Below are 17,947 nucleotides of genomic sequence, written 5' to 3'. Positions count from 1 at the left end.
CCCGTCCCGGGGGGACACACATGAAGACAGCCAGACATCCGCGCCGCACCCGGCGCCGTTCGCGCACCGCCCTGGCCGCCGGGCTCCTGGTCGGCCTCCTCGCACTGAGCGGCTGCGGCGCCGGCGACGACGCGGGCGAGACGCGTTCCGCCGACAGCGGGAAGGCCGCCGCGCCGCGCGAGCGAGCCGCCTCGGACGCCTCGGCCGGGCAGGTGGCCGAGGGCGCGGGCGGTTCGCCGGCCGACGGGCGGAAGACCGGCGGCCCGCCCGCCGTTGTCCACGTCATCCGCACCGCCACGCTCTCCGTCGAGGTGCGGGACGTACCGAAGGCCGCCGCGGCCGCCCGCGCGGCGGCGTCCGAGGCCGGCGGCCTGGTGGCCGACGAGAAGACCGAACGGGTCGACGCGACGCGCGAGACGTCGCACATCGTGCTGCGCGTTCCGCAGGACGCGTACGAAACGGTCCTGAAGGACCTCGCGGGCACCGGGAAGCTGCTGTCGCGCACCTCGTCCGCGAAGGACGTCACCGACCAGGTGGTCGACGTGGAGAGCCGGATCGCGTCCCAGCGCGCGAGCGTGGCGCGGGTGCGCAAGCTGATGGACCGGGCCGACGCGCTCTCCGACGTGGTCACGCTGGAAGGCGAACTGAGCAGCCGTCAGGCGGCGTTGGAGTCGCTGCTCGCCCAGCAGGCGTCGCTGAAGGACCGCACCTCGCTGGCGACGATCACCCTCGACCTCTCCGAGCCGGAGACGGCGCCGGAGACGAACGACGACGACGATCCGCCCGGCTTCCTGGACGCGCTCGACAACGGCTGGGACGCGTTCCTCACGGTGCTGCGGTGGGGTTCCGTGGTGCTGGCGGCCACGGCTCCGTTCCTGGTCACGATCGTGGTGCTGGTGGTGGCGGGGCGGCTGCTGCTGCGCCGGCTGCGCGGGCGCCGGGCGGCGCGGACTCCCGTGCCACCGCATTCCCCGCCGAGGCCCCCCGCGTCGTAGCGTGGGTCCCTTCGGATCGGTGTCGAAGGGACCGGGAATGGCGACGGAGCGACTGGTGGTCATCGGTGGTGACGCGGCGGGCATGTCCGCCGCGTCCCAGGCCCGCAGGCTCAGGGGTCCCGACGAGCTGGGGATCGTCGCCTTCGAGCGGGGCCACTTCTCCTCGTACTCCGCCTGCGGCATCCCGTACTGGGTCGGCGGCGACGTGACCGAACGCGACGACCTCATCGCCCGTACCCCGCAGGAGCACCGGGCCCGCGGCATCGACCTGCGGATGCGCACCGAGATCACGGAGATCGACGTGGCCGGGCAGCGGGTGCGAGCGCTGGACCTGGAGACCGACGAGACGTACTGGACGGGCTTCGACAAGCTGGTGATCGCGACGGGGGCCCGTCCGGTGCGTCCGGCGCTGCCCGGCATCGACGCGCCCGGGGTGCACGGGGTGCAGACGCTGGACGACGGGCAGGCGCTGCTGGAGTCGCTGGACCGGGTACCGGAGGCGCGTCGTCGGGCGGTCGTCGTCGGGGCGGGCTACATCGGGGTCGAGATGGCCGAGGCGATGCTGAAGCACGGCTTCGAGGTGACCGTCCTGAACCGGGGCGAGCAGCCGATGGCGACGCTGGACCCCGACATGGGGCGGCTGGTGCACGAGGCGATGGACGGCCTGGGCATCACCACGGTCAACGGGGCCGAGGTGACCGGGATCCGCACCGGGCCGGACGGCCGGGCCGACGCGGTCGTCGCGGGCGGCACGACCTATCCGGCGGACGTGGTGGTGCTCGGCATCGGAGTGGCGCCCGAGACGACGCTGGCCCACGCCGTCGGCCTCCCGGTGGGCCCGCACGGCGGCCTGCTCACCGATCTGTCGATGCGGGTCGTCGGGCACGACAACATCTGGGCGGGCGGCGACTGCGTCGAGGTGCTCGACCTGGTGGCCGGCCGCACCCGGCACATCGCGCTGGGCACCCACGCCAACAAGCACGGCCAGGTCATCGGGGCCAACGTGGCGGGCGGCTACGGGACGTTCCCCGGGGTGGTGGGCACGGCGGTGAGCAAGGTGTGCGATCTGGAGATCGCCCGCACCGGGCTGCGCGAGAAGGACGCCCGCTCGGTGGGGCTGCGCTACGTCACGGCGACGATCGAGTCGACGGGCCGGGCGGGCTACTACCCGGGGGCGCGGCCGATGACGGTGAAGATGCTCGCGGAGTACCGCACCGGGCGGCTGCTCGGCGTGCAGATCGTGGGCCGGGAGGGTGCGGCGAAGCGGGTCGACGTCGCGGCCGTGGCGCTCACGGCCGGAATGACGGTGGACCAGATGACCGCCCTGGACCTCGGCTACGCCCCGCCGTTCTCACCGGTCTGGGACCCGGTCCTGGTGGCCGCCCGCAAGACGGTGACGGCGCTGCGGCGGGCGGGCACCGCCTGAGAGCCCGGCGGGTGCCCGCGGCCGGCTCGTCCCGGCCGCGGGCACCCGCCCAAACGTTTCCCTCAGCGCGCGGTCCGCTCGTGCACGTGCTCCACGAGCCGGGTCAGGGCGTCCGGGTCCATCGACGGCATCACACCGTGGCCCAGGTTGAAGACGTGGCCCTCCAGACCGGCGGCGGCGTCCAGCACCTCCTGGGTCTTCTCCCGCACCGTCGCGGTTGGCGCGAACAGCACCGCCGGGTCGAGGTTGCCCTGGAGCGCCTTGCCGGGGCCGACCCGGCGCGCGGCCTCGTCGAGCGGAACGCGCCAGTCGACGCCGACGACGTCCGCGCCCGCCTCGCCCATCAGACCGAGGAGTTCGCCGGTGCCCACGCCGAAGTGGATGCGCGGGACCTCGTACGGGGCGACGGTCTCGAAGACCTTCGCGGAGGCGGGGAGCACCGAGCGTCGGTAGTCGGCGGAGGACAGCGCGCCCACCCAGGAGTCGAAGAGCTGCACGGCCGAGACGCCGGCCTCGATCTGCACCTTGAGGAAGGCACCGGTGATGTCGGCCAGCCGGTCGAGGAGGTCCGCCCACAGCTCCGGCTCGCCGTACATCATGGCCTTGGTGTGCTCGTGGTTGCGGGACGGGCCGCCCTCCACGAGGTAGCTGGCGAGCGTGAACGGGGCGCCCGCGAAGCCGATGAGCGGGGTGGCGCCCAGCTCGGCGACGAGCAGGCCGACCGCCTCGGTGACGTAGGACACGTCCTCGGGCGTGAGGTCGCGCAGCCGGGCCAGGTCGGCGCGGGTGCGGAAGGGCTCGGCGATGACCGGGCCGACGCCCGGCTTGATGTCGAGGTCGATCCCGATGGCCTTGAGCGGGACGACGATGTCGCTGAAGTAGATCGCCGCGTCCACCTTGTGACGGCGCACGGGCTGCATGGTGATCTCCGCGACGAGCTCCGGCATCATGCAGGAGTCGAGCATCGGGATGCCCTCGCGCACCTTGAGGTACTCGGGCAGCGACCGCCCCGCCTGACGCATGAACCAGACCGGGGTGTGCGGCACCGGCTCGCGGCGGCATGCCTTGAGAAACGCCGACTCATGGGTGGCGGAGGTCTTCGTCTGCTGGCCCATGGGGCGATCGTTGGCACTCACACCCAGAATCTTCGCACGAAGCCGGGGCGACCCCGTCCACGGCCTGCAGTGGGAGCAGGAGCGGCGTCCGGGGCCTTCGGATCCAGGACGGAGGAGGGAGGCGGATGGGGCCTCCCCTGCTCGAAAGCAGCTGAGAGCTCGGGGGAGGAGCGTCGGCGACCGACGACAGCGCCGGAGGTGGAGGTCCCCGACATCGCGATGCCGCCGACAATCGTGGACGAGGCCCTGACGACCTGGGGAGCAACAGGGAGCGGGCTCCCTGTTGCTCCCCAGGTCGTACCCGGCCGGGTGTCCCTCCCTGCACGCGGCTCCCGTTCCGCCTACTCTTCCCCGCATGGCTCCGGCTCAGGAACAGTTCTCCGATCGACCCGACGGCGCTGACGACAAGGACGGCGCGGAGGGCGACTCCACGCCGCCCGCTTTCCGGTCGGCGCTGGACGGCTTGCGTTCGGCGCGCCTGCGACCCGAACTGGAGGTCGAGCCGACCCACCCGCCCAAGCGGCTCGCCCCGTACGCGTACGCGCTGGAGGCGGCGGTCGTGCAGGGCGAGGAGGATCTGGCCGACGGCCGTCTCGTACTGCTCCACGACCCGGACGGGCACGAGGGCTGGCACGGCACCTTCCGTCTGGTGACCCTGGTGCGGGCGGAGCTGGAACCGGAGATGGCGTCCGATCCGCTGCTGCCGGAGGTGTGCTGGTCGTGGCTGACCGGCGCGCTGGAGGCGCGCGGGCTGTCGTACGGAGCGGCGGGCGGCACGGTGACCCTGGCGGGGTCGCACTACTTCGGCGCGCTGGGGGCGCGGCGGCCGGCGACACAGATCGAGATCCGGGCGTCGTGGACACCGCGCGAGAGCCGGGGCGGGGCGCCGGACACGGCGGCGCATCTGATGGCGTGGGGCGATCTGCTGTGCCAGATCGCGGGCCTGCCTCCGTCGGGTCCGGCCGACGCGGCGGTGGTCACGCTCCCGCAGCGGCGCGGCCCCCAGGTCCCCTGACACTCCGGTGGCGGAGCCCCGACCGAGCCGCCCCCCTCCCGCCCCGTTGACGCCGCGTCACCACAGGCGAACACCGCGTCACACTTTGCGCGGAATTACCGACATTTTTTTCGTACAATCGATCGCGCGTCCGATTTGCCCGAATTGTTACTCAGCAAATCGCGATCTTCCTCTAAAGGAGGACGGGTCCGCTGCCGAAGAGGTCAATGACCCTTCAAGCACGGTGCGCCCCGGCTTCATCCCCGAGCCGGCCCGTCCCGCCACTCCCCAGGAGGCCTGGTGTCCGTTCTCCTAGAGCAGCCCGCAAGCCTGGTCGCCTACCGCCCGAACAAGCCGACGGCCATGGTCGTCGTGGCCGACCCGCGCGTCCGTTCCACCGTCACCCGCCATCTGTGGGCCCTCGGAGTACGTGACGTCATCGAGGCGTCGTCCATCGCGGAGGCCCGTCCCCGCGTCGGCAACCCGCGCGACATCTGCGTAGCCGACGTCCATCTGCCCGACGGTTCCGGGCTGACCCTGCTGTCCGAGACCCGGGCCGCCGGCTGGCCGAACGGCCTCGCCCTCTCCGCCGCCGACGACATCGGCGCGGTCCGCAACGCCCTCGCAGGCGGTGTGAAGGGCTACGTCGTCACCGGCACCCGGACCAACATCGGCCATCCCACCCGTCCGGGCGCCGCCCCCATCGGCGCGAACGCCGCCCGCATGCACCGCCGCCCGCCGGGCCCCCCGAGCCACCCGGGCGGCTACCGCGAGCTGTCCGGCCGCGAGGTCGAGGTCCTCCGGCTGGTCGCCGAGGGCCAGTCCAACAAGGCCATCGGCGTCTCCATGGGGCTGTCCGCCCTGACGGTCAAGAGCCATCTCGCCCGGATCGCCCGCAAGCTCGGCACCGGCGACCGTGCCGGAATGGTCGCCGTCGCCCTGCGGACGGGCATCATCCACTGACCCTGCGCGCCCCGGCAACTCCCCCGGCCGCCGGGACCGGCTGGTTTGCATGCATCGGCGCCCGTCGACGGAACGTTCCGTCGACGGGCGCCGTACATCCACGGATACCCTTGACACGTGACCGACGCCCAAGAGACCGCAGCAGACACATCACTGCGAACCACCGGGGGCGCTCCCCCGGACGACGTCGCCCCGGCGCCGATCCCCTTGCTCGAACCTCGCGAGGGCATTCCTCCGGTGGTGGCCTCCGACGACGCCCTCGCCCAGGTGATCGCGGCGTTCGCCGCGGGCACCGGACCAGTGGCCGTCGATGCCGAGCGCGCCTCCGGCTACCGCTACGGCCAGCGCGCCTACCTCGTCCAGCTCCGCCGCGAAGGCGCGGGCAGCGCGCTGATCGACCCGGTGGGCTGCCCCGATCTGTCGAGGCTCGGGGAGGTACTGCACGGCAGCGAGTGGATCCTGCACGCCGCCACCCAGGACCTGCCCTGCCTGCGGGAGATAGGGATGACTCCCACGGGACTGTTCGACACCGAACTGGCCGGCCGACTGGCCGGCTTCCCCCGGGTCGGCCTCGGCGCCATGGTCGAGAGCGTGCTCGGGTACACCCTGGAGAAGGGCCACTCCGCCGTCGACTGGTCCACCCGGCCGCTGCCCGAGCCCTGGCTGCGCTACGCGGCGCTGGACGTGGAGCTGCTGATCGACCTCCGCGACTCCCTGGAGAAGGAGCTCGACCGGCAGGGCAAACTGGAGTGGGCCCGGGAGGAGTTCGACGCGATCGCCACCGCGCCGCCCGCTCCCCCGCGCAAGGACCCGTGGCGCCGCACCTCCGGCATGCACAAGCTCCGTCGTCGCCGCCAGCTGGCGGTGGTGCGGGAGTTGTGGACCGTCCGCGACCGGGTGGCCCGGCGCCGGGACCTCTCGCCCGGCAAGGTGCTGAGCGATGCCGCGATCGTCGAGGCAGCGCTCGCGCTCCCGGCGAACGCGCACGCGCTGACCGCCCTGCCCGGCTTCGGCCACCGCATGGGCCGCCGACAGCTGGAGCAGTGGCAGGCGGCCGTCGACCGGGCCAAGGCCCTGCCGGACTCCGAGCTGCCCCAGCCCGGCCAGGCCGTCGCCGGTCCGCCGCCGCCCCGCGCCTGGGCGGACAAGGACCCGGCCGCGGCGGCACGGCTGGCCGCCGCCCGCGCGGCGGTGTCGGAGCTCGCCGAACGGCTGCACATGCCGCAGGAGAACATGATCACGCCGGACACGGTGCGCCGGATCTGCTGGGAGCCGCCCGGGAGCGCGACGCCGGACGCGATCGAGGCCGCGCTCATCGGCTACGGGGCCCGGCACTGGCAGATCGAACTGGTGACCCCGCTCCTGGCGCGCGCATTCTCCTCGAAGGCGTGAGATTCCGCCGACCGAGGGGCGTAATCACGCCAGGTTGAACGAGCGCCGCACGCCGCACCGCCGCACGCCGCGCCACCGGACGCCGGACAGGCCGTTTCCTCGGCCCCGTCCGGCGTTCGCCGTTCCCGGGCCGGGGGCGTGCCGGAGCCGTGGCGGTCGCGTGCGCCGCCGCGCCTCCGTGTGACCTTCGCCGCTCCGGTCGCAAGGGGTGGGCAGTCTGGTTACCCGCAAGTAGCATGAGGGAACGGCGTGCCCTCGGGCGCGCTCCGCAGCAGTGCCATCCCGCACCCTGGAGGAGAGCCACCGTGCCTCGTACCATCCGGGACGTCGTCTTCGTCGACGGCGTCCGCACCCCGTTCGGCAAAGCGGGCCCGAAGGGCATCTACCACGAGACCCGCGCCGACGATCTCGTCGTGAAGGCCATCCGGGAGCTGCTGCGCCGCAACCCGGCCCTGGACCCCGCGAAGGTCGACGAGGTCGCCATCGCCGCGACCACCCAGATCGGCGACCAGGGTCTGACGCTGGGCCGTACCGCCGGGATCCTGGCCGGTCTGCCGCAGTCCGTCCCCGGCTACTCCATCGACCGCATGTGCGCGGGTGCCATGACCGCCGTCACCACGACGGCCGGTTCCATCGCCTTCGGCGCGTACGACGTCGTCGTGGCCGGTGGTGTCGAGCACATGGGCCGTCACCCGATGGGCGAGGGCGTGGACCCGAACCCGCGTTTCGTGTCGGAGAAGCTGGTCGACGAGTCCGCCCTGTTCATGGGCATGACCGCGGAGAACCTGCACGACCGCTACCCGTCGATCACCAGGCTGCGGGCCGACGAGTACGCGGTCCGCTCGCAGGAGAAGGCCGCCAAGGCGTACGCCGACGGCAGGATCCAGCAGGACCTGGTGCCGATCTCCGTGCGCCGCACCAACCCGGAGGCGATGGGGTCTCCCCTGCTCGAGCGAAGCCGAGAGCCTGGGGAAGAGACGGGCTGGGGCCTGGTCACCGCCGACGAGCCGATGCGCCCGGGCACCACGCTGGAGAACCTGGCGGGCCTCAAGACCCCGTTCCGCGTCCACGGCCGGGTCACCGCCGGCAACGCGGCCGGTCTGAACGACGGCGCCACCGCCTCGATCATCGCCTCCGAGGACTTCGCCCGCGAGAACGGCCTGCCGGTCAGGATGCGCCTGGTCTCCTACGCCTTCGCGGGCGTCGAGCCCGAGGTGATGGGCTACGGCCCGATCCCGGCCACCGACAAGGCCCTCGCCAAGGCGGGCCTGTCGATCGGGGACATCGGCCTGTTCGAGATCAACGAGGCGTTCGCCGTGCAGGTGCTCGCCTTCCTGGAGCACTACGGCATCGCCGACGACGACGCGCGCGTCAACCAGTACGGCGGCGCCATCGCCTACGGCCACCCGCTGGCCTCCTCCGGCGTCCGCCTGATGACACAGCTGGCCCGCCAGTTCGAGGAGCAGCCGGAGGTCCGCTACGGCCTCACCACCATGTGCGTCGGCTTCGGCATGGGCGCCACGGTCATCTGGGAGAACCCTCACCACAAGGACGCCGGAGGCAGCAAGTGAGCACCACCGCAGAGCTTTTGAAGGGTGCGGCCGAGCTGTTCCCCGACGAGGTCGTGACATCGGCGCACGTACGCCACCTCGACCTTCCGGCCGGAGCGGGCCGCTTCGCCCTGATCACGCTGGACAACGGCCTGGACCACACCAAGCCGACCACCTTCGGACCGCAGTCGCTGGGCAATCTGAACGCCGCCGTCGACCAGGTCGAGAAGGAGGCCGCCGAGGGCGCGATCGTCGGTGTCGGCATCACCGGCAAGCCGTTCATCTTCGCGGTCGGCGCCGACCTCAAGGGCGTCGAGCTGCTGAAGAACCACGCCGACGCGCTGGCCATCGGCAAGGGCGGCCACGACGTCTTCCGTCGTCTGGCCGGCCTCGCGGTCCCCACGTTCGCGTACTACAACGGCGCGGCGATGGGCGGCGGGGTCGAGGTCGGGCTGCACTGCACGTACCGCACCGTCTCCACGGCGGTGCCCGCCTTCTCGCTGCCCGAGGTCTTCCTCGGACTGGTTCCGGGCTGGGGCGGCTGCGCGCTGCTGCCGAACCTGATCGGTGCCGACCGCGCGGTCTCGGTGATCATCGAGAACTCGCTGAACCAGAACCGTCAGCTCAAGGGCAAGCAGGTCTTCGATCTCGGGATCGCCGACGCGCTCTTCGAGGGCGCCGACTTCCTGGAGCGTTCGCTGGCGTGGACCGCGGACGTGCTGAACGGCACGCTCACCGTGGAGCGCCCGGAGATCGACCGCGGGGACGCCTGGGACCAGGCCGTCGCCCGGGGCCGGGCCGTCGCCGACTCCAAGGTGCACGGCGCCGCCCCGGCCGCGTACCGCGCGCTGGACATCATCGCGGCGGCGAAGGACGGCGACCTGGGCGCCGGCTTCGACGCCGAGGACCAGGCCCTCGCGGACCTGATCATGGGCGGCGAGCTGCGTGCCGGGCTCTACTCCTTCAACCTGGTGCAGAAGCGCGCCAAGCGCCCGGCCGGTGCCCCGGACAAGAACCTGGCCCGTCCGGTCACCAAGGTCGGTGTCGTGGGCGCCGGTCTCATGGCCTCGCAGCTGGCGCTGCTGTTCCTGCGCCGCCTGGAGGTGCCGGTCGTGCTGACCGACATCGACCAGGAGCGGGTGGACAAGGGCGTGGGCTACGTCCACACCGAGATCGACAAGCTGCTCGGCAAGGGCCGTATCAACCAGGACAAGGCCAACCGCCTCAAGGCCCTGGTCTCCGGTGTGCTGGACAAGGCGGAGGGTTTCTCCGACGCCGACTTCGTCATCGAGGCCGTCTTCGAGGAGATCGGCGTCAAGCAGCAGGTCTTCGCGGAGGTCGAGGCCGTCGCCCCGGCGCACGCGATCCTCGCCACGAACACCTCGTCCCTCTCGCTCACGGAGATGGCGTCGAAGCTGAAGCACCCGGAGCGGGTCGTCGGCTTCCACTTCTTCAACCCGGTCGCGATCCTCCCGCTGCTGGAGATCGTCCGGGGCGAGAAGACCGACGACGCCGCGCTGGCCACGGCGTTCGCCGTGGCGAAGAAGCTGAGGAAGACCGCGGTGCTGGTGAAGGACGCCCCGGCGTTCGTCGTCAACCGCATCCTCACCCGCTTCATGGGCGAGATCCAGAACGTCATCGACGAAGGCACCCCGGTCGAGACCGCGGAGAAGGCGGTGGAGCCGCTCGGCCTGCCGATGTCCCCGCTGGTGCTGCTGGAGCTGGTCGGCCCGGCGATCGGCCTGCACGTATCCGAGACCCTGAACCGCGCCTTCCCGGAGCGGTTCACCGTCTCCGAGAACCTCGCGGCGGTCGTGAAGGCGGGCAAGCGCGGCTTCTACGTGTACGACTCCGGAATGCCGGAGCTGGACCCGGAGGTCGCCGCGCTCCTCAAGCAGGGCGACATCGTCCTGACCGAGCAGCAGGTCCGCGACCGGGTCCTGGACGCGGTGGCGCAGGAGATCGGTCTGATGCTGGACGAGGGCGTCGTCGCCGAGGCCCAGGACATCGACCTCTGCCTGATCACCGGCGCCGGCTGGCCCTTCCACCTGGGCGGCATCACGCCGTACCTGGACCGTGAGGGCGTCTCGGAGCGGGTCAACGGCAAGCGTTTCCTGGCACCGGGCGTGGCGAGCGTTCCCGCATAACCCACTGGAACACGCCCGGTCCGGCTTCACGAGAAACGCACAAGCGGAACCACGGCGGGCCGTACACCTCGTGTGTACGGCCCGCTTTCGTGCACCCAAAAGGTCCGAATCGCAACCGGTTCGGGATTTTCCACGCCGCCGGTCGCCGAGGGGGCCGAGCACGTCCACCACCAGTACACGATCCGGATCGGCGCGGAAAGCGGCAAGAACCGCGAGACGGTCTCCCGCGAACTGCTGGTGCGCGGCATCGGCAACGCGGTCTGCCCCGCGCCGGCGCAGCCGCAGGCCAGGACCTTGTGGAAGGCGATCCGCGAGGACGCCCCGATCCCGGAGCCGGCGAAGAAGTCCCCCGCCACCGACGGCTGACGGACCTGCGGCGGTCGGCGCGCGAGACGCCCGGCGCGTGCGGTCGCCGCCGCACGGGCCGTCGGCGCGTGGCACGCTTCCGGCATGGTGAACGAACGGACCACCCTGGTGATCGTCGACGCGGCCAACGTGGTCGGGTCGGTGCCGGACGGCTGGTGGCGGGACCGGCACGGCGCGGCCGTTCGGCTGCGCGACGCGCTGGTCCCGCTGGCCGGGCACGGGCCGGCGGACGTCCCCGGCCCCGTCGATCTGGTGCTGGTCGTCGAGGGCGCTGCCCGGGGTGTCGACCCGGTCCCCGGGGTGCGGGTGGATCCGGCCCCCGGGAGCGGGGACGACCGGATCGTGGAACTGGCCGCGGCGGCGGGCGACCGCGCCTGTGTCGTCGTCACCGCGGACCGGGAACTGCGGCGCCGCGTCGAGGCGTACGGCGCGCGGTGCGTGGGGCCGCGCGCGGTGCGGCCCTCGCGCCCTTGAGGGCGGTCGCCGCCCGGCCCTACGGTCGGCCGACGGGCTCGTTGAGCCCGCTGTGCCCGCGCCCGTACACGAAGTAGATGATCGCTCCGAGGATCATCCAGACGGCGAACCGCAGCCAGGTCTCCGCCGGCAGATTGAGCATCAGCCAGACCGAGGCCATCACCGACAGGGCGGGGACGAGCGGGACCCACGGGGTGCGGAAGGCCCGGTGCAGCTCGGGGCGGGTGCGGCGCAGCACCAGTACCCCCAGGGCGACGACGACGAACGCGAAGAGCGTGCCGATGTTCACCAGCGTCGCGAGTTCGTGGAGGCTGGTGAACCCGGCGACGACCGCGATGACCACGCCCAGCAGGACGGTCGGGCGGTACGGGGTGCGAAAGCGCGGGTGCGTCCTGGAGAAGAACCGCGGGAGCAGCCCGTCCCGGCTCATCGCGAAGAACACCCGGGTCTGGCCGAGCAGCAGGATGAGACAGACCGTGGTGAGGCCGATCGCTGCGCCGAAGCTGATGAGCCCGGCGTAGACGGGATGACCGACGGCCTTGAACGCGTCGGCCAGCGGGGCCTCGACGGACAGCCGGGTGTAGTGCTCCATGCCCGTGACCACCAGGGACACGGCGACGTAGAGCGCGGTGCAGATGAACAGCGAGGCGAGGATGCCGCGCGGCATGTCGCGCTGCGGGAGCTTCGTCTCCTCGGCCGCGGTCGCCACCACGTCGAAGCCGATGAAGGCGAAGAAGACGATGGAGGCGGCGGTGAAGATGCCCATGACGCCGAAGTTCGTGGGCGCGTACCCGGCCATCAGCTGAATCAGCGGCGCGGTCAGCCCGGAACCGGGGGGCTGCTGCTGCGCCTCGGGGATGAACGGCCGGTAGTTTTCGGCCTTGACGAAGAAAAGTCCCGCGATGATCACGGCGAGTACCACGGCGACCTTGATGGCGACCACGACGGACGTGACCCGGGCCGAGAGCTTCATGCCCAGCACCAGCACCACGGTCAGGACGAGGATCAGGACGAAGGCCAGGATGTCGAAGCCGAATCCTTTCGCCACATCCGTTCCCGAGAGCACGTCCGGCAAGGTCCAGCCGAAGTTGTCCAGCAGCGAGCGGACGTAGCCGGACCAGCCGACCGCCACCACCGCCGTGCCGAGGGCGAACTCCAGCACCAGGTCCCAGCCGATGATCCAGGCGACGAGTTCACCGAGCGAGGCGTAGGCGAAGGTGTACGCGGAACCGGCGACCGGGACCGTGGAGGCGAACTCGGCGTAGCAGAGCGCGGCCAGGGCGCAGACGACTCCGGCGAGCACGAACGCGACGGCGGTGGCCGGACCCGCGGTCTCCTTGGCCACCTTGCCGGTGAGCACGAAGATGCCGGTGCCGATGATGACGCCCACTCCGAAGACGGTGAGGTCCAGCGCGGAGAGGGACTTCCTGAGCGCGTGTTCCGGTTCCTCGGTGTCGCGGATGGACTGCTCGACCGTCTTGGTCCGGAACAGTCCGTCACTGCTGGGTGGTGTGTCCTGCTGGGCGGTCACCGGCGTACCTCCACGCACTCGTCGTGTACGCCATGATTTGGGAGCTTCGGCGGCGAAGGACCGTGCACCGGAGGATTTCACGCGAACGGGCCGGTCGAACCACTCGTACAGGGTGGTTCGACCGGCCCGTTCGGCCGTGCCGGAGGTCGCTCGTACGGACCGGACCGGATCGGCCCGGATCCGCCCGGTTCACGGACCGCGTCGCGCGTACCGGACCGTGCCGCACGCGGGACCGGCGGCCCGCCGGGGAAGCCCGGGTGAGGACGTCAGTCGCGGACCGGTTCGATCATGGAGCCGCCGCCCACGGAGTCGTCGTCCGCGCCCGTTCCGAAACGCCCGTCGAGCCTGGCGACCAGACCCGTGACCTGGCGGGCGATGTCCGGCGCGGTCAGCCCGATCTCGGCCATGACCTCCTTGCGGGAGGCGTGGTCCAGGAAGCGCGGCGGGATGCCGAAGTCGCGCAGCGGCACGTCCACCCCGGCGTCGCGCAGCGCCTGGGAGACGGCGGAGCCGACGCCCCCGGCCCGGCTGTTGTCCTCGACGGTGACGACGACCCGGTGCAGCTCGGCGAGCGGGGCCATGGCGTCGTCGACCGGCTTGACCCAGCGCGGGTCGACCACGGTCGTCGAGATGCCCTGGGCGTCGAGCAGGTCGGCGATCTCCAGGCACATCGGAGCGAGCGCGCCGACGGAGACCAGCAGGACGTCCGGCCGGTCGGTGCCGGGCTCGCGCAGGACGTCCATGCCGCCGACCCGGCGCACGGCCTTGACCGCCGGGCCGACCGCGCCCTTGGAGAAGCGGACGACGGTCGGTGCGTCGTCGACGTCGACGGCCTCGCGGAGCTGGGCGCGCACCTGGTCGGCGTCGCGCGGGGCGGCGATCCGGAGTCCGGGCACGCACTGCAGGATCGACATGTCCCACATGCCGTTGTGCGAGGCGCCGTCGGTGCCGGTGACCCCGGCCCGGTCGAGGACGAAGGTCACTCCGCAGTTGTGCAGCGCGACGTCCATCAGGACCTGGTCGAAGGCGCGGTTGAGGAAGGTGGCGTACACCGCGAAGACCGGGTGCAGCCCGCCGGTCGCGAGACCGGCCGCGGAGACCGCGCCGTGCTGCTCGGCGATGCCGACGTCGTAGATCCGGTCCGGGAACTCCTTCTCGAACCCGGTGAGGCCGACCGGCTGGAGCATGGCCGCGGTGATCGCGACGATTTCCTTGCGCTCCTTGCCGAGCTTGACCATCTCCTCGCCGAAGACGGAGGTCCAGTCGAGGCCCGCGGTGGCGACCGGGAGACCGGTGTCGGGGTGGATCTTGCCGACGGCGTGGAAGCGGTCGGCCTCGTCCTGGAGGGCGGGGGTGTAGCCGCGGCCCTTCTCGGTGAGGCAGTGCACGATGACCGGTCCGCCGAAGCGCTTGGCGCGCTGGAGCGCGGACTCCAGGGCCTCGATGTCGTGGCCGTCGATCGGGCCCACGTACTTCAGGCCGAGGTCCTCGAACATGCCCTGCGGGGCGATGAAGTCCTTCAGCCCCTTCTTCGCGCCGTGCAGCGTATCGTAGAGCGGCCTCCCGACGACGGGGGTGCGCTCCAGGATGTCCTTGCCCCGGGCCAGGAAACGCTCGTAGCCGTCGGTGGTGCGCAGCGTCGCGAGGTGGTTGGCGAGACCGCCGATGGTCGGCGCGTAGGAACGCTCGTTGTCGTTGACGACGATGACGAGCGGGCGGTCCTTGGCCGCGGCGATGTTGTTCAGCGCCTCCCAGGCCATGCCGCCGGTGAGTGCGCCGTCACCGATGACCGCGACGACGTGGTCGTCCTTGCCGAGCAGCTCGTTGGCCTTGGCCAGGCCGTCGGCCCAGCCGAGCACGGTGGAGGCGTGCGAGTTCTCGATGATGTCGTGCTCGGACTCCGCGCGGGAGGGGTAGCCGGAGAGGCCGCCCTTGCTCTTGAGCTTCGAGAAGTCCTGACGACCGGTGAGGAGCTTGTGCACATAGCTCTGGTGACCGGTGTCGAACAGCACCTTGTCCTTTGGCGATTCGAAGACCCGGTGCAGGGCGATGGTGAGTTCCACCACACCCAGGTTGGGGCCGAGATGGCCGCCGGTCTTCGAGACCGCGTCGACGAGGAAGGTCCGGATCTCTTCGGCGAGCCGGTCCAGCTGCTCGGGAGTGAGCCGGTCCAGGTCACGCGGTCCAGCGATGCGGGTCAGCAGATCCCACCCGCCCACCGCCGCCCTTGCACGACGCGTTTCGCGCGGCTGTGTCACCGTGCCTCCTTGCGTTTTGAGCTGGGTCAAGCATGCCGATCCGATGAGTCTAGTGTTCCGTCCGTTCGGGGGGTCATCGGGCGGGGCGTTCGGGACGGACTCGGTACACGACCGGAACACGACCGCGTGCACACCCGGTACGCGACGGCGTGCGCCGGGCCCGCGCACGCACGGTGCGTGACGGGCCCGGGACCGCGCGGGGGCCCGGCGCCGGGACGGGCACCGGACCCCGAAGCCGGGCGGTGCGGGCTCACGCGCGTCCCGCGGTCTTCTGGGTGCGTCGGGAGACCGAGTCGATGACCACGGCGGCCAGCAGCACCGCGCCGGTGATCATGTACTGGATGGCGTTGGCCATGCCGATCATGTTCAGCCCCTGCTGGATCGACTGAATCACGATCATGCCGAGCAGCGCCGACCAGACCTTGCCGCGGCCCCCGAAGAGGCTGGTGCCGCCGATGACGGCCGCGGCGATGACCAGCATGAGTGTGTTGCCGCCGCCGACGCTCTTGGTGGCGCCGCCGGACAGGCTGGCGATGAACAGGCCGCCGAACGCGCCGAGCGTGCCGGACAGCGCGAACACGGCGATCCGGACCCGGGCGACGTCGATACCGGCCCGGCGCGCGGCCTCCGGGCTGCCGCCGACGGCGAAGACCCGGCGGCCGAAGCTCGTGCGCCGGGCGACGAGGTCCGCGACGACCAGGACGGCGAGGAACAGCACCAGGGCCAGCGGCAGCCCCCGGGCCCCCGGGGGCTCGTTCAGCACGTACGCGACGGCGAAGCACAGGACCGCGACGGCCGCGGTGCGCAGCACGACCTCGCCGTCGGTACGGGCGGGGAGGCCGGCGGCCCGGCGGCGCCGGCCGTCCACCAGGAGCGAGGCGGCGTACGCGAGGACGGCGACCAGGGCGAGCCCGTAGCCGGCGGCCTTGTCCTCGAAGAAGTAGTTGGTCAGGTCCTCGACGACGCTGCCGGACGGCGTGTTGATCGATCCCTCGCCGCCCATCATCCAGTCCTGGAGCCCGCTCCAGCCAAGGAATCCGGCCAGGGTGACCACGAAGGCCGGTACGCCGATCCGGGCGAAGAAGAAGCCGTGCAGTGCGCCGAGGGCCGCCCCGGAGAGCAGGGCGGCGACGATCGCGAGCCACTCGTTCCAGCCGCGGTTGACGTCGAGCACGGCCCACACGGCCGCGCCGACCCCGGCGACGGAGCCGACCGAGAGGTCGATCTCGCCGAGCAGCAGGACGAACACGATGCCGACCGCCATGATGCCGAGGCCGGAGCTGTAGACGGCGATGTTGGCGACGGAACCGGCGGAGAGGAAGTTGTCGTTCCGGAGCTGGAAGACGATCGCGATGACGACCAGGCCGACGAGGACCGGCAGCGAGCCGAGATCGCCTCCGCGCACCTTGCGGCCGAATTCGGCCCAGTACCCCCTGAAGCTCGCCTCGCGGACGAGCAGCCGGGGGTCGGCGGCGGGAACGGATGCTTCCGCAGGCCGCTCGGACGCGGTCCGCGCCGGGGTCGCGGGGTTCCCGGGGTTGCGGGGACGCTCCGCGGCCTCCGGGGACCGCGAGCTCTCGGAGTTCCCGGAACCGTCGGGAAGATCGGGGGACTTGGCGAGGTCGCTCACTTCGCGTCCTCCTTCGTGGCCCTGCGGGCCCGGCGGCGTGTGACGGCATTGTCGGTGGCGCCGGTGATGGCGGCGATGATCTCTTCGTGGGTGGTGCCCGCCACGTCGAAGAAGCCGTTGTTGCGGCCGAGCCGGAGCACCGCGACCCGATCCGCCACGGCCCGTACGTCGGCCATGTTGTGGCTGATGAGGAGGACACCGTGGCCGCGCTCGCGCAGCCGCTCGACGAGGTCGAGCACCTGGGCGGTCTGCTCGACGCCGAGGGCCGCGGTCGGCTCGTCCAGAATGACGATCTTGGGGTCGCCGATCAACGCTCGTGCGATGGCGACGACTTGGCGCTGGCCTCCGGAGAGCGCGGCGACGGGCGTCCGGACGCTCGGGATGCGGATGGAGAGGGTGTCCAGCAGTTCCCGGGCGCGCTTCTCCATCGCGATCTCGTCGAGGACGGACGCCTTGCGCAGTTCGCTGCCGAGGAAGAGGTTGGCGACGACGTCGAGGTTGTCGCAGAGTGCCAGGTCCTGGTAGACGGTGGCGACTCCGAGGGCCTGGGCGTCGTTCGGCCGGCTCACACGGGCCGGTGCGCCCTCCCATTCGATGACGCCTTCGTCGATCGGGTGGACGCCCGAGACGGTCTTGACGAGGGTCGACTTGCCGGCGCCGTTGTCGCCGACCAGGGCGACGACCTCACCGGAGCGGATCTCCAGGTCCACGTCGGTGAGCGCCTGGACGGCGCCGAACCGCTTGGAGATTCCGCGTAACGCCAGCACGGGTGGAGCGGACACGTGAATCATCTCCTTCACCGCCTGACCGGCGGGAATGGTGTGCCGAGCACGGGGGTGCGTGGGGGGAGGTCCGGCGCACACCCCTGCTTGCGGGGCGCCGACGGGGCGGGCGCCGGACGGCCGGGAGGCCCGTGGCCGCGGCCCGGACCGGGGAACCGCCCGGGCCGCCGGACCGACTCGGAAACGGCACCGGCCGGGTACGGAAGCGTCACCGCGGACGGGCCGGGGACGGGTACGGACCAGGACCGGGTAGGGACCGTGACCGGGTACGGACCGGGACGGATGCCGAGCCGGCTCATGGCACGGGCCGAACAGGAGCGCGGC

The 17,947-nt window shown here is 71.9% G+C and carries 14 protein-coding genes; 9 read left to right on the top strand and 5 right to left on the bottom strand.

The genetic code is table 11. From position 1 onward, the window contains the following. The first annotated feature begins 20 nt into the window (after positions 1–20). Complete coding sequence (locus ACFYXM_RS17735; protein WP_389290244.1) at positions 21–995, top strand: DUF4349 domain-containing protein; 975 nt, start codon at positions 21–23, stop codon at positions 993–995. A 37-nt stretch (positions 996–1,032) separates the two neighbouring features. Further along, positions 1,033–2,421: an FAD-dependent oxidoreductase gene (locus ACFYXM_RS17730; protein WP_389290242.1), complete on the top strand. Its 1,389-nt coding sequence runs from the start codon at positions 1,033–1,035 to the stop codon at positions 2,419–2,421. A gap of 62 nt (positions 2,422–2,483) precedes the next feature. On the opposite strand, the gene hemE is transcribed toward ACFYXM_RS17730, so the two are convergent. Then, entirely contained in the window at positions 2,484–3,557 is a 1,074-nt protein-coding gene (gene hemE, locus ACFYXM_RS17725) for a uroporphyrinogen decarboxylase (protein WP_389290241.1), read from the bottom strand. Positions 3,558–3,891: 334 nt separating this feature from the next. Here hemE and ACFYXM_RS17720 point away from each other — a divergent pair, with 334 nt between their 5' ends. The 7 genes from ACFYXM_RS17720 to ACFYXM_RS17690 all read left to right on the top strand — a co-directional run bounded on the left by ACFYXM_RS17720 (position 3,892) and on the right by ACFYXM_RS17690 (position 11,422). After that, positions 3,892–4,551, top strand: a complete 660-nt coding sequence (locus tag ACFYXM_RS17720; protein WP_389290239.1) for a DUF3000 domain-containing protein — start codon at positions 3,892–3,894, stop codon at positions 4,549–4,551. 279 nt (positions 4,552–4,830) lie between these two features. Further along, positions 4,831–5,493: a LuxR C-terminal-related transcriptional regulator gene (locus ACFYXM_RS17715; RefSeq protein WP_389290237.1), complete on the top strand. Its 663-nt coding sequence runs from the start codon at positions 4,831–4,833 to the stop codon at positions 5,491–5,493. A 117-nt stretch (positions 5,494–5,610) separates the two neighbouring features. After that, entirely contained in the window at positions 5,611–6,885 is a 1,275-nt protein-coding gene (locus ACFYXM_RS17710; RefSeq protein ID WP_389290235.1) for an HRDC domain-containing protein, read from the top strand. 305 nt (positions 6,886–7,190) lie between these two features. Next, entirely contained in the window at positions 7,191–8,456 is a 1,266-nt protein-coding gene (locus ACFYXM_RS17705; RefSeq protein WP_389290234.1) for a thiolase family protein, read from the top strand. Next, complete coding sequence (locus tag ACFYXM_RS17700; RefSeq protein WP_389290232.1) at positions 8,453–10,582, top strand: 3-hydroxyacyl-CoA dehydrogenase NAD-binding domain-containing protein; 2,130 nt, start codon at positions 8,453–8,455, stop codon at positions 10,580–10,582. The genes ACFYXM_RS17705 and ACFYXM_RS17700 overlap by 4 nt, the downstream gene beginning before the upstream one ends. A 72-nt stretch (positions 10,583–10,654) precedes the next feature. Continuing rightward, positions 10,655–10,948, top strand: coding sequence for a hypothetical protein (locus tag ACFYXM_RS17695; protein ID WP_389290293.1), 294 nt, complete (start codon positions 10,655–10,657; stop codon positions 10,946–10,948). 84 nt (positions 10,949–11,032) lie between these two features. Then, on the top strand, positions 11,033–11,422 hold the full coding sequence (locus ACFYXM_RS17690; protein WP_389290230.1) for an NTP pyrophosphohydrolase: 390 nt from the start codon (positions 11,033–11,035) through the stop codon (positions 11,420–11,422). Between the two features lie 19 nt (positions 11,423–11,441). Here ACFYXM_RS17690 and ACFYXM_RS17685 read toward each other — a convergent pair whose 3' ends face one another. The 4 genes from ACFYXM_RS17685 to ACFYXM_RS17670 form a co-directional block, all read right to left on the bottom strand. Next, positions 11,442–12,953 carry an amino acid permease gene (locus tag ACFYXM_RS17685; protein WP_389290228.1) on the bottom strand — a complete coding sequence of 504 codons (1,512 nt, stop codon included), beginning with the start codon at positions 12,951–12,953 and terminating at the stop codon, positions 11,442–11,444. A gap of 266 nt (positions 12,954–13,219) precedes the next feature. Beyond that, positions 13,220–15,157, bottom strand: coding sequence for a 1-deoxy-D-xylulose-5-phosphate synthase (gene dxs / locus ACFYXM_RS17680; RefSeq protein WP_389290283.1), 1,938 nt, complete (start codon positions 15,155–15,157; stop codon positions 13,220–13,222). A 304-nt stretch (positions 15,158–15,461) separates the two neighbouring features. Next, positions 15,462–16,841, bottom strand: coding sequence for a sugar ABC transporter permease (locus ACFYXM_RS17675; RefSeq protein WP_389290226.1), 1,380 nt, complete (start codon positions 16,839–16,841; stop codon positions 15,462–15,464). After that, on the bottom strand, positions 16,838–17,632 hold the full coding sequence (locus tag ACFYXM_RS17670; protein WP_389290224.1) for an ATP-binding cassette domain-containing protein: 795 nt from the start codon (positions 17,630–17,632) through the stop codon (positions 16,838–16,840). Before ACFYXM_RS17670 ends, ACFYXM_RS17675 begins: the two co-directional genes overlap by 4 nt. Positions 17,633–17,947 lie beyond the last annotated feature (315 nt).

The sequence above is a fragment of the Streptomyces sp. NPDC002476 genome (assembly GCF_042889785.1).
Classification (GTDB): Bacteria; Actinomycetota; Actinomycetes; order Streptomycetales; family Streptomycetaceae; genus Streptomyces.
This window is presented reverse-complemented; position numbering and strand designations above follow the sequence as displayed.

Bases quoted from the DNA above. Each gene is read 5' to 3' on its own strand.
- ACFYXM_RS17735 (WP_389290244.1), top strand. From the start codon at position 21: ATGAAGACAGCCAGACATCCGCGCCGCACCCGGCGCCGTTCGCGCACC.
- ACFYXM_RS17730 (WP_389290242.1), top strand. From the start codon at position 1,033: ATGGCGACGGAGCGACTGGTGGTCATCGGTGGTGACGCGGCGGGCATG.
- ACFYXM_RS17720 (WP_389290239.1), top strand. From the start codon at position 3,892: ATGGCTCCGGCTCAGGAACAGTTCTCCGATCGACCCGACGGCGCTGAC.
- ACFYXM_RS17690 (WP_389290230.1), top strand. From the start codon at position 11,033: ATGGTGAACGAACGGACCACCCTGGTGATCGTCGACGCGGCCAACGTG.
- ACFYXM_RS17670 (WP_389290224.1), bottom strand. From the start codon at position 17,632: ATGATTCACGTGTCCGCTCCACCCGTGCTGGCGTTACGCGGAATCTCC.